The sequence below is a fragment of the Embleya sp. NPDC001921 genome, assembly GCF_053594475.1.
In genome coordinates this window covers 23,293-37,623 of the sequence record NZ_JBSFEO010000074.1, presented here as the reverse complement: position 1 = coordinate 37,623, position 14,331 = coordinate 23,293, and the positions used below count along the sequence as shown (strand labels likewise).

8 protein-coding genes and 1 pseudogene are annotated in these 14,331 nt (G+C 70.3%); 6 read left to right on the top strand and 3 right to left on the bottom strand.

Annotated features, from left to right (window positions below):
- Nucleotides 1-278 precede the first annotated feature (278 nt).
- Both ACWCPW_RS47750 and ACWCPW_RS47745 read right to left on the bottom strand, forming a co-directional pair.
- Nucleotides 279-848, bottom strand: a pseudogene (locus tag ACWCPW_RS47750) (transposase); the annotation flags it as partial.
- Between the two features lie 1,045 nt (nucleotides 849-1,893).
- The gene (locus ACWCPW_RS47745) at nucleotides 1,894-4,905 is read right to left on the bottom strand and encodes a tetratricopeptide repeat protein (RefSeq protein ID WP_449767917.1); all 3,012 of its coding nucleotides are present in this window, start codon (nucleotides 4,903-4,905) and stop codon (nucleotides 1,894-1,896) included.
- A gap of 929 nt (nucleotides 4,906-5,834) precedes the next feature.
- On the opposite strand from ACWCPW_RS47745, the gene ACWCPW_RS47740 reads away from it, so the two are divergent.
- The 6 genes from ACWCPW_RS47740 (at nucleotide 5,835) to ACWCPW_RS47715 (ending at nucleotide 12,905) form a co-directional block, all read left to right on the top strand.
- Nucleotides 5,835-6,224: a hypothetical protein gene (locus ACWCPW_RS47740; RefSeq protein ID WP_449767916.1), complete on the top strand. Its 390-nt coding sequence runs from the start codon at nucleotides 5,835-5,837 to the stop codon at nucleotides 6,222-6,224.
- A gap of 904 nt (nucleotides 6,225-7,128) precedes the next feature.
- Nucleotides 7,129-7,476 (top strand): hypothetical protein, encoded by a 348-nt coding sequence (locus ACWCPW_RS47735; protein WP_449767915.1) that lies wholly within the window; start codon nucleotides 7,129-7,131, stop codon nucleotides 7,474-7,476.
- 59 nt (nucleotides 7,477-7,535) lie between these two features.
- Nucleotides 7,536-7,892, top strand: coding sequence for a hypothetical protein (locus ACWCPW_RS47730; protein WP_449767914.1), 357 nt, complete (start codon nucleotides 7,536-7,538; stop codon nucleotides 7,890-7,892).
- A gap of 609 nt (nucleotides 7,893-8,501) precedes the next feature.
- Nucleotides 8,502-10,733 carry an MMPL family transporter gene (locus ACWCPW_RS47725; RefSeq protein WP_449767913.1) on the top strand — a complete coding sequence of 744 codons (2,232 nt, stop codon included), beginning with the start codon at nucleotides 8,502-8,504 and terminating at the stop codon, nucleotides 10,731-10,733.
- A gap of 181 nt (nucleotides 10,734-10,914) precedes the next feature.
- Nucleotides 10,915-12,159, top strand: a complete 1,245-nt coding sequence (locus tag ACWCPW_RS47720; protein WP_449767912.1) for a sensor histidine kinase — start codon at nucleotides 10,915-10,917, stop codon at nucleotides 12,157-12,159.
- 53 nt (nucleotides 12,160-12,212) lie between these two features.
- On the top strand, nucleotides 12,213-12,905 hold the full coding sequence (locus ACWCPW_RS47715) for a response regulator (protein ID WP_449767911.1): 693 nt from the start codon (nucleotides 12,213-12,215) through the stop codon (nucleotides 12,903-12,905).
- Between the two features lie 397 nt (nucleotides 12,906-13,302).
- On the opposite strand, the gene ACWCPW_RS47710 is transcribed toward ACWCPW_RS47715, so the two are convergent.
- Entirely contained in the window at nucleotides 13,303-13,977 is a 675-nt protein-coding gene (locus tag ACWCPW_RS47710) for a hypothetical protein (protein ID WP_449767910.1), read from the bottom strand.
- Nucleotides 13,978-14,331 lie beyond the last annotated feature (354 nt).

Below are 14,331 nucleotides of genomic sequence, written 5' to 3'. Positions count from 1 at the left end.
ATCTGGAAGGCGGTGGCGGACGATATCTGGTACCCGTGACCATGAATGAGGCCCGGCGGCTCTTCAACCGTATTTCTTCTCCGGTTCGCCACAGCGCGAAGCATGTACTCGCCTGGTCCATATGGCGAAGAAGAAGCCAAGCTCGAGCCCGCATCAGCCATTACAGACGCCGAGGACATCCCGAAGTGTCGTTGCAGTACTAAACGACATTGCGCCATCGCGCAATGCCGTTTAGCTAAAAGAGCGTTTTGTCCTGCGAATCGTGTTTGGTTCCAGCTTCAGGTGTAGCGCCAGTTCGGGGTGTTTTCGTGGGTGAGTCGTCTGGTCATGAGGTCGATCATGGTGAGGTGGATCATGGCTTCGGAGCGGTGTGGGTGGGTTTCGTAGTCGCGGGCGAGGCGGCGGTGGTGCATGAGCCATCCCAGGGTCCGCTCTACGATCCAACGTCTGGGGAGGACCTTGAATTCCTTGACGGTGGGGTCGCGTTGGACCACCTCGACGTCGATGCCCGGGGCCGCGCCGTGCTCGATCGCCTTGGTGCGGTAGCCGGCGTCGGCCCAGGCCTTGGTGACGCGGGGATGAGCGGCGGCGATCGCCGAGAGCAGGTGGATGCCGCCGACGTTGTCGGAGACGCTCGCCGCGGTGACCCACGCGGCGAGCAGGAGGCCGACGGTGTCGACGCCGACATGGCGTTTCCTTCCCACGATTTTCTTGCCCGCGTCGATGCCCTGACCTGCGGCGGGGACGTTGGCGGAGGTCTTGACGCTCTGCGCGTCCAGGACGCACGCGCTGGGTTCCGCGTCGCGGCCCTCCCGTTCGCGGACCAGGCGCCGCAGGAGTCCGTTAAGCGTCCCCACCGGGCCCGGTCGCTCGGGACGCGGCTTCTCGAGAACGCCGTCCCGCGTGTGGTCGCCGAGCCCCGCGCCGAACGGGACGGGCGTGCCATTCCTGATCGTTCCTCCGTCTCCGGGAGTTCTCGTGTCCGCTCACGCCACGCCGTTCGACCGTTCCCTCTCGCCGTCCGACATCGCGGCTGCGTTCCGCGCAGCCGACCGTTGGACCGTCACCCACGAACACCACTCCTTCACCCTCCCCCCAAGCCCCACCCAAACCCCGGCCGACTGACCACCCGACGACCGAGACCCACACCCTGCCCCGCGCCGCCTGGCGCCGCCCGACCGGCCGTCGTCCTGGACCATCCTCGATGCCGGTGGCGACGCGAGGCGGCGGGGACTCGTCGATCGCGCCGGCGGCCGACCGCCGGGCGCGGGCGATTCGGCCGAGCAGCCGGCCGAGGAGTTGTGGCCCGCCCTGCTCATGCCGGGTGGTCGGACCCCATGGCGGAAGGTTCCCTGCGACAGGGCGTCGCCGAATATGCCGGTCGGGCCACCGTGCGCAGATCGGGCGGGCGCGAATCCGGAGGGAGGCGCGCTGGTTGGCCCCGCCCCGGACCCTTGAGTTTCGGGAGGGTGATCAGTCCGTGGAACGTGCTTCGGTTGCCGCGTCCGGTCACACCCGGCGATCGAATCCGGGGGCATCGGATTGCGTTCGTTTGGACCAACTGCACCCGGCCGACGACCTCCCTGCGGTCGCATCCGCGACCAGGCGCCCGGAGTGCACCGAGAATCCGGAGCACGCCGACGTCCCGGACCGGCCGACGCCAGCCGAAGGGATATGGCGCCACCCGCCTCGCGGTTGAAGGTGGTGTGGCGGGGATGTCGCCGAACGTCGTGCCGGCGACGGCGTGGACGCAGCCCAGTGTGGCGGTGAGTTCCCCAGGACGTCGTCGCCGGTCCAATCCGGTCCGGCTGCCTACCGGAGACGAAGTCGAACACCCTCCGGGAGCGACGACCGGATGACCGGCCAAACTCGACGATCCCGCTCTGCGCTCGGCTACGACTCGCGTAACATGCGGCGGCACAGTTCCGCTCTGGAGGTCTGCTCGCACGCGTCGTAGAGGTCGGCCGCTGTCCGCAATCGGGTCCGGGCCGTGTCGAGGTCGCCTCGTGTTCGCGCCATCTCGTGAAGCGTTCCGAGCGTGCGGGCTTCGCCGAGTCGGTCTCCGAGGGCCTGCTGCACGGCGAGGGCCTCGGTCCCGAGGCGCTGTGCCTCGTCGAGGTCGCCCCGCTTCTTGGCGATGTCGGCGAGTGTCGCCAGCGTGCGGGCTTCGCCGAGTCGGTCTCCGAGGGCCCGTTGCACGGTGAGGGTCTCGGTGCCCAGGCGCTGTGCCTCGTCGAGGTCGCCCCGCAGGCGGGCGACCTTGGTGAGTTCGTGTCGTGCGTCGGCTTCGCCCAGTCGGTCGCCGAGCGTCCGGTACAGATCGAGGGCTTGTTGCGGTTGGTCGTGGGTGAGGGCGTGGGCAAGGGCTTGGGGGGAGCGGAGTTCGGTGGCCAGGGCGATGGCGCTTTCCCGGTGGGCCCGGGCGAGGTCGCGTTGGTGGGCGGATTCGACGCGTTCGTCGCGGGAGGGGTCGACGGTGGGGGCCGGTGGTGCGGGCGTGGCGGTTCGCGGTGCCGTGTCCGCGGGGGGCGTCGATGGGGTTGCGGGGTCGGCGTGTTCGGCGTCGTCGATCAGGAGGAGTGTCTGCGGGTCGCTGCGGATGGCCTTGCGGTCGGCATGGTCGGCTCTGCTGACCAGAAGTCGGGTCAGGCAGCGTTTGTCGGGGCAGCGCCGGGCGGCGGCGGTGCCTTCGTGCAGGTGGTGCTCGCCCTCGTCGACGTCCCAACGAAGCAGTGCGATTTCGGTGGCCCAGCGGTGGGTGTGGGCGAGGGTGTGCGGGTCGTGGGTGGCGAGGTCGTAGGCGTTGCGTAGGTGGTAGAGCGCCCGTGTGGGTTGGGCGCGGTGGAGGGCGAGTCCTCCGAGCAGACGGTGCAGGTGGGCGCGGGCACGATGTCCGGGTACGGCGTCGCCCGGTTCGATCGTGGGTACGGCGGTGTGCACGGGCGGGGCGATGACGAAGTTCCATCGCTCGTGTGGTGCATGTTTGTCGCCGGCCCGGCCTTTGGTGGTGTCGACGTCGGACGAGGGCGCCGGGGCCGGGGGTGGGCGCAGGACGAGATCGTGCAGGGCGTCGCTGAGCAGGGTGTCGGCCAGGGGAAGGTCGCCGGTGTTCAGCACGGCTTCGGCCAGGGCACGTTCGAGGGCACCGCGACCGGGAGCGTCGGGCAGGGTGAGGTGCAGCGTGGTTCGCCAGTGGGTTGTGGCTCGCGCGAAGTGGTCCAGCAGCCAGGCACTTTGGCCGGCCAATCCCAGCGCGGCAGCGCGCCCGGGGTGGTCGGCATGGGCGTCGCGGTAGGCGGCCTCGGCGTGTTCGGCTTGCTCTTGGGCCTCTTGGTGCTCATTCTCCAGGTGGTGAAGGTGTGCACGAGCCAGATGGGCGGCCCCGGCCACCTTGGGCAGGCGGGTCCGTACGGTCGCGTGGATCTCCGGGTCCAGAGCCAGATCGACCAGCAGTCGCACCCGGGCGGCCTCGGGAGGGTTGTGCGTCAACGCGTGGGCGAGGCGGTCGTTCCAGAGGTAGGAATGGCGGTTGTCGCCGAGTGCGAAGCGGTGGTGGGTGGCCTGGGGCGAGAACGTGCTCGCGGCCAATGCCTCGTGGTACTCGGCGGCGGCTCGGTGCAGGAGAGGCAGAAGCCGGTCGGCGGGCGGTAGCGCGGTGTCCTCGTGGGTGTAGGCGTCGAGCAGCCAGCCGCGTACGACCGGGTGGATCCGCCAGGTCCCACCCGTGCCCGGGACCTCGACGAGTGCCGACAGCGCGCACAGTCGCTCGAACCAGTCCTGCCCCCACTCGCTCTCGGACCAGCCGCGGGCGTCCCGGTCGGCGAGGGCGCCGGCGACGGTGCGCAGCGCCTGGGGAGTGAAGGTCCGCAGGACTACGGCGGCGGGCAGCAGTCGGCGGTGCGCGGGTGCCAGGCGGGGCAGCACGTGGGTGCGGACCCACTGTTCGCGGGGCAGCCGGGCCAGGTCCGCGACCGCCATGCGAGTCGATTGTCGATCGTCGGATGTGGTGGGGTCGTCGGTCGTTCGACCGAGGGAGTCGGTGAGCCAGGCGACCTCGACGGGAAGCCCTCCGGCGCTCCGGGCGATCACGCGGGCCGATTCGGGGTCGTCGAATCCGCGGCGGGCCAGGTATCGGCGGGTGTCGCCGACCGTCCATGGGCGGAGTTCGTGGACCGCGCACCGATGCCTGCCCACGGTGGGGTGGGCGGGGTCGGATCCGGTGAGGGTGACGGGTCGGCGGTGCCCGGCGGCCAGGACGACCCGCACCCGTGGAGCACACGTCAGCACATCGTCCAGGACGTTGGTGAACCAGCCACCCACTCCCAGCGGATCTCCCGGTCGATGCTGCGCGGCCCGCACGTCGTCGAAGTAGCGCAGCCGTTCACAACTGTCGAGCAATATCAGGCATCGACGCCGGCGTACCCTCTTGGCCACGGCCGACAACTGTCCGGCCCACATCAGACGACGTTCGGTCTGTGTGGTTCCCGGGGCGTGCACGGTGATCGGCGACGCGGCGATCGTCCCCCCGAATCCGGCCCACTGCCAGACCCGCACGCGCCACGGGCGCGATGCGCCCACGCCCGCCGCCCGCCGCAACAGTCCGCGTCGGCGCCAGCGGGGTGCGGACGAGGCGAGCGTGAGCGCTATCTCGCGCAGCAACCGCACCGCGACGTCCTCGCCGCCGGCCTCGACCGCGGCCATGTCGGCCACCAGCGACTCCACGTCCAGGATGCGTTCCCACGCCTGCGGAGTCCGTGCCGCGACGTGCGCCAACAGGGTCGACTTCCCGGATCCCGAAACCCCTGTGAGCACCACCACCCGCGTGTCGCCACCCTCGCGCAACAGGTCGTCGACGGCGGCCAACGCCTCCTTGCGATCGGTGAACCACGCTGATTCCCCGCTCATTCGCGCCCCCCGGCAGGATGACGGCAGCACCGGAGTCGAGACTCTCCGGATTGGTGTCGACGAGCATGCTGCCAGGAACAGCGCAGGCTTCGGGGGCAAATGCGAGGATCGACCTCCCGGGCCCGAGGCGGCCTGTGTCGGCAACGGTGGATCCGTTCGTGGACGGCGCCGGCACGTGCGTGCGTCTGGAACCCGCCGTCGCGCGCGGCCGGGTATCGCTCCTTCGTCCCACGTGGCCGGGGCACGCGCCTGCGCGGAGATGTACAAGGTGACAGGAGGCTCGTTGCGCGACGTCGAGGTCGTACGACCACAAGGCCCCGGCTTCACCGGCCTACGAAGGTGGGCCCCGGACGGTCATCGCGCGCGGCGAGAGGACGGTCGCGTGGCCGACCCGGCGTGTGCTCGGGCACGCGGACCGGTGACCAACGGCCGACGACGGCCGACATCAACGCCACTGGCAGGTCGACCACCCCCACATGCGATACCTGGTTCCGCGAGCCGGGGCGATCGCGTTTCGGCGCGGCAGGCGCACCGCCACGTCTTCACCGCCGGCCTCGAAGGCCGGCATGCCGACCGCGGAGTATTCCGTTTTCAGGGCGGTCGCGTTCGCCTCGGGTGTGCGTGCGGCCACCCGAGTTGTACGAGGGTGGACTTGCCGGTGCCAGGGACCCGGTGATCACCAACATCCGGGTGCGGCCGTCCCCGCAGGGGGGTTGGTGATCGCCGCCGAGGCTTCCTCGCGATCGGTGAACAGGCCGCAGCCGGGTCCATCGGCCCCGGCAGATTGGCGACGTCGACCGGCAACGGAAGGATGCCGGACTCGCACCGGCGGCGCGCTGTCAGGTCTACGCTGGACTCCGAGGGAGAACGCTGCAATCGTCCGCCCGTTGCGGCGGGTTCGTGTGCTCGTCCCAGACCCGGGAGGCCCCGTGGCCGCGACCGTGACCGCTCAACGTGTGGTGGCCGTGGCGGGCGTGGTGATCGGTGTGGCGACCGGGGTGGTCACCAACCTGATCACCGATCGGTGGAGTTGGACCCTGTCCGCCGTGCTGATCGTCCTGGTCGTGGTTGCCGCGACCTTCGCCGTCGTGGGCGTGAATTCTCCCGGCGGTCGGACCCGGGCCCGACGTCGCGCCGAGCGCGGAGGCCGGATCGAACACTCCCGGGTGCGTGCCCGAGGCGGCGCGGACGTCACCGTGACCGCCACCCGCGACGGACTGATCCGCAATTCACCCGTCACGGTCAACGACGCCGACGTCGACCAACGCGCCGGCCGCCGGGGCCGGATCGTCGACTCACCCCTCGATGTAGACCCCTGAGCCTCCACGAGTCTCCCCGACGCTGCTGCGCCCATGCCAACTTCGCCGGCTTCACCGACGCTTGGCGTCGACGCGTCCCCTGGATCATCGATGCTGTGACGTCGCCACCCGTTCCAGCGCGGGAAAGGCGGTACCGGACGACGGAGCAGGCCCGCGGTGGTCCCTCCCGGGCGTTCGGCATGCTCGGAGTGCCACCGACGTAGATCTTCACGTACCACGAACGCCATGCCGCGGAGTGCGGCAACCACCCGAAGCGTTACAGGGCCGGCGCCGTCCGGTATGACGAACTCGCCGTTCGTTACGAGACGACCGTCACCGTCGCCACCGTCAACGAGTGGCTGTGAGCAGCCGGGCCGGCTGTTGTCGCGCGGACATGTCCGAGTTCACCGCTCTGGCTCTGCCGTGGGGATCAACGGCGTCCATGACAAGGCTTCGCGCCATCCGGGACGACCGAACGCCCAGTTCTTGAGTACCGTGGCGCCGGGTTCGTGTCCGACCATGTCGAACGGCCCGGGCACGTGGGCCTGGAAGTGCCGATCGGGCCGCCCTCGCGGTTCTCGATGCCGCTCTTGGAGTGGGGGTTGTGGTGCGGCGGCAGGGTGACGTCCGCGTCCGGGGTGCTCGGTGTGGCAGTCGCGATGCGGGCGGCGAGGTCTCTGCCTCGGTCGAGGCGCACGTGTTCGGGCATGCCGCCGCAGGGCCTGTACGGGTCGGTGCGCACCATCGCGGAGCGCGGCGCGGCCCGGATCCGGGCGCGCGCCGGGTGGCTGCGCGCTCCCGGGCTCTTTCGTCGCCGAACCGCGAGCGCTTCCCGGAACGTGACACGGAGCCACATGACATGGTGCGGCCCGAATGGCGATCGGAGGTACGGATGGCCGAGGCAGCGGGGGAAGGCAGAGGACGGATGATCCGAATCGACGTCATGGACGGTCACGATCCGCTTGCCGGTCTGGACGACGTTTGTTGGGGTTCGGCCCGGGACTGTGAGCGCGATGTCGATCAGGTGCCGGTGTTGTTGCGGCTGCTGTGGCAAGGTGATCCGGGGGCGTGTCGTCGACTTCGCGACCGGCTCGCCCTGTTGAGCCCGATCGGGCGGCATGTGAGCCCGGCGACGTGCGCGGCGCTGCCGTTCCTGCGCCGTCTCGCGTCGCACCCGCGGACCCGCGACCGAGTTGCCGTCGTCGCCCTGCTCATCCGCATCGCACGGCACGCCGTCGAGTCGGGGCCCGAGACGCTGCATGGGAAGACATGACACACGTGGGTGAGGCATGCCGAAACTCCTTGCGCAGCGATCCGGACGACTGGTTCGACATGCTCGAACACCCGGAGCGCTCCTTGCGTCGACACGTCCTTGTGCTGTTGGCGCTCGTATCGCACGGCACCGAAACCGAGCTTCGGATGTGGGAGGCGTTGCTGGACGCCGGCAACCGGGATCTACTCGCCGAACGGGCCGTGGCCCTCGCGTTCAAAGAGGCCCTCGACGAGGGTCGGCCCAGGGACCGTTGGGAGGATTGGCTCCTGAACGGACCGGGCTCGGTCGAGTGTGACGCGGTGAGGGCTGCCTGGGATCACCTCATGGCCCCCCGGATGCCCTACCGGATCGACGAAGACGACATCGCCGCCGCTCGGGCCCTCATGGAAGAGGACGACGAGCAGCCATCGCGGTGAAACCCGCTCGACGCGCTCACCTCCGTGTGGAGACCGGCGCACGCGCTCGCGTCGGTGGCTCCGCAGTTGTCGCTGGTCGAGTTCAACAACTTCGAACTAGAAGGCCGCCCGAGGCCGACCAAGCGATCCGGGCTGCGTTCCACGCCCGGTCCCACGCCGAGATCATCACCGGCAAGCCTGGCACCAGGCCACGGTCGGCGCGGTTTTCCTCGCCGCAACCGGCGGCGACATGGCTCTCTTCGCCGGTCCGAACCCCCTCGCCACCACGCCGAACCCGCACCACGCGACTCGGGCAGGATCAGCGCCAACCGGCACCGGCCCACCCGCTACCACCGCGGGCTCCAACGCGTCCTCTCGTGCTCGACGAAAGACACAGGCCCCCACAGTTCCCCGCTCGCACCGCTACCGATCGGCCGTACTGACCCGGCTGTACCACCCGCCTCGGCGTAGTTCCCAGGGAGTACGTCCAGGTGCCATCCCGGGGCCGACGATGCACCGACCCCGATTCCGGGAATCTGGTGCCCGGCCCGGTAGCGCGGCCCCGCCCGAACCGCGAGTTCGGGCGCTTCGATCATCAAGCAGGTTGTCGCACAGGAGAGTTGGGTTTTCATGGCGCGAGGGAAAGAGCAGCCTGCGAGCCGTGTGGGCGGTGGTCGGGCGATCGGTCGAGTGATCCCGTGGGCGGTCATAGGTCTGTGGGTGGCGGCGGTCGCCGTACTGGCACAGTTCGCGACCGGCCTGGACAAGGTCAAGTCCGACAAGGTCGTCGACTATCTGCCTTCCGGGGCCGAGTCCACCACTGTCGCCGCACTGGAGGACAAGCTCCCCGGCGGCGGGGTCAACGATTTCGTCGTGGTCTACCACCGGGCCGCGGGGATCACCGCCGAGGACCGCACCACGGCCGAGCGCCACCTTGCCGTCCTCGATCGGAAGTACCCCGGCCCACCCACCGACAGCGCTCCGAGCACTCCGGCCGGCGAGAACGGCGCGCAGACCCTCGGCACCGATGGCGACAAGACCACCGGTGAGGGCGACGGTTCGTCCGGCCGGGTCCAGGACTCCGGGGACGGCAAGGCCCTGCTGTTCGCCCACTCGGTGGGCACGGCGTCCGGGCAGCCTCCCGAGTACCTGCCCGCGCTGCGCAAGCTGCTGGAGGACCGGCCGGCCGGCCTGGAGACCAAGGTCACCGGCCCCGGCGCCATCGAGGGCGACGTCGACGCGGTCTTCGACGGCATCGACGAAAAGCTGATGATCACCACCGTGATCGTGGTGACCGTCCTGCTCATCCTCATCTACCGGAGCCCGGTGCTGTGGCTGCTCCCGCTACTCGCCGTCGGCTGCGCCACCCTGATCTCGATGGCCGCCGTCTATCTGCTCGCCAAGAACTTCGCTGTGGTCGTCAATGAGCAGAGCGCCGCCGTCCTGGTGATCCTGGTCTTCGGCGTCGGTACCGACTACGCGCTACTCATCGTCGCCCGCTACCGGGAAGTCCTCCAAACCGAGGCCGACACCGGTCGGGCCATGCTGGTCGCGCTGCGCAGCGCCGGTCCCGCCATCATCGCCTCCGCCGGTACCGTCGCGGCGGGCCTGCTGTGCCTGCTTGCCGCCGACCTCAACAGCACCAGCGGCCTGGGCCCGGTGGGCGCCGTCGGCATCGCCTGCGCGCTGATCGCGATGTTGACCCTGTTCCCCGCGCTGCTGCTGGTGCTCGGGCGCTGGGTGTTCTGGCCGAAAGTGCCCAAGGTGCTGCCCGCCGGTGTCACCGGCACTGTTGCCGGGCAGGCCCGCTGGGACAGGTTGGGCGCACGGATCGACCGCCGCAAGGGCCTCGCCGCCGTCGGCTCGGTCGTCGTCCTCGGCGCGCTCGCGCTCGGCCTGCTCGGCGGACCCGGTCCCCTGCGCAGCCAGGACCAGTTCGTCAAGACGCCCGACTCCGTCAGCGGTTTCACCCTGGTCACCAAGCATTTCCCGGATATCGGCGGCCAGCCGATCACCGTCATCGCACCGACCGCCAAGAAGGATGCCGTGCTCAAGGCGGCCGAGGGCGTCAAGGGCGTCAACCAGGTCGTTCCCGGACGGTCCGGCGCCGAGCATGCCGAGATCACCGTCTTCCCCAAGGACGCCCCCGACAGCCCGGCCGAGCGGCGGACCATCAAGGCTCTGCGCGCGGCCGTCGACAAGGTCGACCCTGCGGCGGCCGTCGGCGGTCCGAGCGCGCAGAACCTGGACACCGCGACGACATCGGCCCGCGACGAGAAGATCGTCATTCCGCTGGTGCTGGTAGTCATCACCCTGATCCTCGGCGCGCTGCTGCGAGCCGTGGTGGCGCCTGTGGTACTGATCCTCACCGTCGTGGTCTCCTTCGCCGCCGCCATCGGCGCCTCGACACTGGTGTTCGAGCACATCTTCAACTTCAAGGGCATCGACCCCGGCCTTCCCCTGTTGGGATTCCTCTTCCTGGTCGCTCTCGGCGTCGACTACAACATCTTCCTGATGCACCGCGCCCGCGAGGAGTCCCTCCTGCACGGCACCCGCCGGGGCATCCTGGGCAGCCTCTCCTCGACCGGAGGTGTGATCACCTCGGCGGGCGTGGTGCTCGCCGCGACCTTCGCCGTGCTCGCCACCCTGCCCCTGGTGCCCATGGTCGAACTGGGCTTCCTGGTCGCCTTCGGCGTCCTGGTGGACACTCTGCTGGTCCGTTCGATCCTGGTCCCGGCCGTCGGCCTCCGGCTCGGGTCGAGCCTGTGGTGGCCGAGCGCCCTCGGTCGGCGTACGGGCCCGGCGGACACCGACGGGAAGGAGTCGGCCCCGAGCGGCCGGGAACCGCAGCTCCGGAACTGATCCGGAATCGCGAAGGCGGTCGAGGGTGTGCTCAGTGCCGCCCTCGACCGCCCTCGACCGCCCTCGATGGCCCCGAGCGCGTGGTTTCCCACACCGAAATCCCCGCACCATCGCACAATCCGCACCTTCGGACCACCCGCGTGCCCCGAGCGACCGGAGCCGCCTACAGACGGAAGAGACGATGACCATCGACCGGATCGGTCTGCTGCGCAAAGCCTTCCGGCTGCGCGACATCGCCCTGGCCGCGCTACTGCTCGCCTACGCCGCCACCGCCCTCGCACTGTCCGATGGCGTGGCCGGCGCAACCCGCGGGCCCGACGTGCTCGCGCTCGTCGTGGTCGGGCTGATGACCGGGGCACTCGCGGTTCGTCGGCGATTCCCGTTGCCCGTCCTGGTGGTCAATCTCGCCTGCGTGGCGGTCTTCCAACTGCGCGGCTACGCGGACGAACCACCGGTGGTCGCGGTACTGATCGCGCTCTACACGGTGGCCGCGGTGGGTGAGCGGCGCCGCTCGGTGAAGGTCGGTGCCGTGGTCGCCGTCCTGGTCCAGGTCATGCTGGTCGGCACGGAACCCGAGATGCACATCTCGGACGTACTCGACGCGGCGATGATGGTGGTGCTGGCGCTCGCGCTGGGGGAAGCCGCCCGCTATCAGCGGGCGTACCGGGCGGAGGTGGTCGAGCGGCACGCGCGCGAGGAGGTCCACCGGGCCGAGGAGGCCGAGCGGCTGCTCGACGAGGAGCGTGTACGGATCGCGCGCGACTTGCACGACGTGCTTGCCCACAGCATCGCCGCGATCAACGTGCAGGCCTCCGTAGCGGCCCATCTACTGGGCCAGGATGCCGAGTTGGACGCGCGGACACGCGGACTGCTGCGCAGCACCATGGACACCATCACCGAGATCTCCCGCTCCGGCGTCGCCGACCTGCGCACCACCCTGGCCGTACTGCGCGGGCACGGCCCGGCCTCCCGGGGGCCGTTGCCGGGGCTGGCCCGGCTCGGGGAACTGGTCGACATGGTCACGGCCACCGGCGCCCGGGTCGACGTGGACGTGGTGGGATCGGCCCCGCCGCTGCCGGCCGGACACGACGTGACGGCCTTTCGGATCATCCAGGAGGCGCTGACCAACGTCGTCAAGCACGCCGGGGCCCGTAGAGTGCTGGTCCGGATCGAGTACGGCCACGGGCAGGTCGGCGTGACCGTCCGAGACGACGGGGTGGGCCGCGTCCGCCGGCGGGCGGACGAGGGTGCGGGCTTCGGCCTGTCGGGCATGACCGAGCGGGCGCACAGCGTCGGGGGGCGACTCACCGCGGCCGACCGAACCGACGGCGGGTTCGAGGTGGTGGCCGTTCTGCCGCTGCCCGACCACGAGCGGTACCCGCCGGCGGCGGCCATGTCGCAGGCCGGATCGCCGGCCGCCGAATGACGCACCGGCGCCCGCCATCGGTCGGGCGCCGAACAACCGAGGAGGGGCACAGCGTGGACACCATACGAGTGGTACTCGCCGACGACCAGGTACTGGTCCGCGGCGCGCTTGCGTTGCTGGTCGACACCGCGGACGGCATGACCGTGGTCGGTGAGGCGTGCAACGGGCGAGAGGCCGTCGAACTCGCCCGTGCCAACCGGGCGGACGTCGTCCTGATGGATCTGCGCATGCCCGAGATGGACGGCATCGAGGCCACCCGCCTGATCGCCGCCGACGAGGACCTGGCGGGCGTCCGAGTGCTGGTGCTCACCACCTTCGAGACCACGGAGAACGTTCTGGAGGCCCTGAGGGCCGGCGCGAACGGTTTTCTCGCCAAGGACACCAGGCCGGCCGAACTCCTCGTCGCCATCCGGGCGGTGGCGCAGGGCGAGGCACTGCTCTCCTCCTCCGCCACCGCTTTTGTGATCAACCAGTTGCTCAGCCGCCCCGACCACGCGGCCCATCAGAGCGATCTGGGCGCCCTCACCGACCGCGAGCGCGAGGTCCTGGGCCTCGTCGCGGGTGGTCTGTCCAACCAGGAGATCGCCGAGAGCCTGGTTGTCAGCCCGCTCACCGTGAAGACCCACGTGAGCCGGATTCTGGCCAAGCTCGGCGCCCGCGACCGACCCCAACTGGTCGTTGCCGCGTACGAGTCCGGACTCGTCAGGCCCGGCTGGACCAGGCCGGACGCCTCCAGGACGCCTTGAGCGGAGATCGAGCCCGCCATGGAGGCCATCCATGGCGGCCCCACCGCCGCCCGCCGCCGCACCGACAAGTCGACCACCATCGGGCGAGGGCCGACCGCCTCGTCGGCAACATGCCGCACGTACCGGCTGTGCTCCCGGTCCGAGGACCGGTCACACCCCGGACACACCACAGCCACCCCGGCCCGGGTCCGCGCCGTGATTCGTATCAGCGCGGTGCCGACCTCCACCGCATCCACCTGCACTGCGGCCAACTGCGGCAACAAGACCTGCACATCGATGTCACACGACACCAGCCTCTACCAACGGTGCTGTCGCGTCTGACCATTCGACGTACTCGATCACCCGCCACGAAAATCTCGGAGGAGCCAACTTTTTCAGACACATCCGGACGGCTGCCTCAACCGGTCCAGGTGAACGTGAATCGGTTGCCGTCGGTGCGTTGGTGGGTGAGGCCGTGGGGGAGTTGGCTCTTGTCGGGGTCGATGTCGACGGTTGCGGTGGTGGGGTTCCAGGTGAAGTAGGCGGAGCCGGTGGCGAGGTCCTGGGATGGGGAGACGCGGCGGACGATGAGGTGGGTGGCCTCGGTGTCGTGGGTGTCCAGGGCCGCGCACGGTGTGCCGGAGACCAGTTCCCGGTGGTGGGTCCCGACCTTGAAGGACAGGGCGTGGGTGTCCTGAGGGTCGCCGGCGGTGACGAACGAGGCGCAGATCTGGCGGGGTTGCAGGGGTCCGCAGTCCTGGTCGGTGTCCGCGACCACGGCCAGGCCCACGTGGCTGCCCACGGACGCGGCGGTGACGGCTTTGTCGGCGGTGGCGGCCAGGATTCCCGAGATCTGCCGGTGCCGGTCGTTGCCGGCGCCCAGGAGGGCGCCGTCGAGGGTGATCGCGGTGGTCACTCCGCCGCTGCCGGCCAGGGCGGCGAGTTTCCTGCCGGCGGCGGCCTCCGTCGGCTCGTACGAGTTCGCGCCGGTCATCAGCAGGGTGCCGTCCTCGGTCACCGCCGCGTTCGCGCCGCCGTCGGCGGCGACGGACCGGATCCTTCGGCCCTCGGCGACGGCCAGCAGGGTCGACACCCCGGTGCCCGCTGCACCAGCATCGTGGCCACCGCCAACACGACACCGACCACGACCGACGCGGCCGGCACCCACCACGCGTGTGCCCGCACCCAGTCCACCGGCCACGGCCACCGCGCGTCCCCCGCCGCCGCCTCGCCCGCCAGACCCGCCACCGCCGCGGTCAACCCCGCGACGACCACCAGGGCCCCACCCACCAGCCGCGCCTGCGCCACAAGCCACCCCCCCCCGCCCGCGAGGCTACCCACGCACCACCACAACCGTCGCGACTTCCGGTGACTGTCCTGTCCCGAGCACGGTGTACGGGTCGGTGCCGAAGTCGTGGCCGGAACACCGTATGCGCGGCCGTCAGTT

Excerpts from the sequence above, each read along its gene's own strand:
- ACWCPW_RS47745 (WP_449767917.1), bottom strand. The coding sequence starts at position 4,905 with ATGAGCGGGGAATCAGCGTGGTTCACCGATCGCAAGGAGGCGTTGGCC.
- ACWCPW_RS47735 (WP_449767915.1), top strand. The coding sequence starts at position 7,129 with ATGATCCGAATCGACGTCATGGACGGTCACGATCCGCTTGCCGGTCTG.
- ACWCPW_RS47730 (WP_449767914.1), top strand. The coding sequence starts at position 7,536 with ATGCTCGAACACCCGGAGCGCTCCTTGCGTCGACACGTCCTTGTGCTG.
- ACWCPW_RS47725 (WP_449767913.1), top strand. The coding sequence starts at position 8,502 with ATGGCGCGAGGGAAAGAGCAGCCTGCGAGCCGTGTGGGCGGTGGTCGG.
- ACWCPW_RS47720 (WP_449767912.1), top strand. The coding sequence starts at position 10,915 with ATGACCATCGACCGGATCGGTCTGCTGCGCAAAGCCTTCCGGCTGCGC.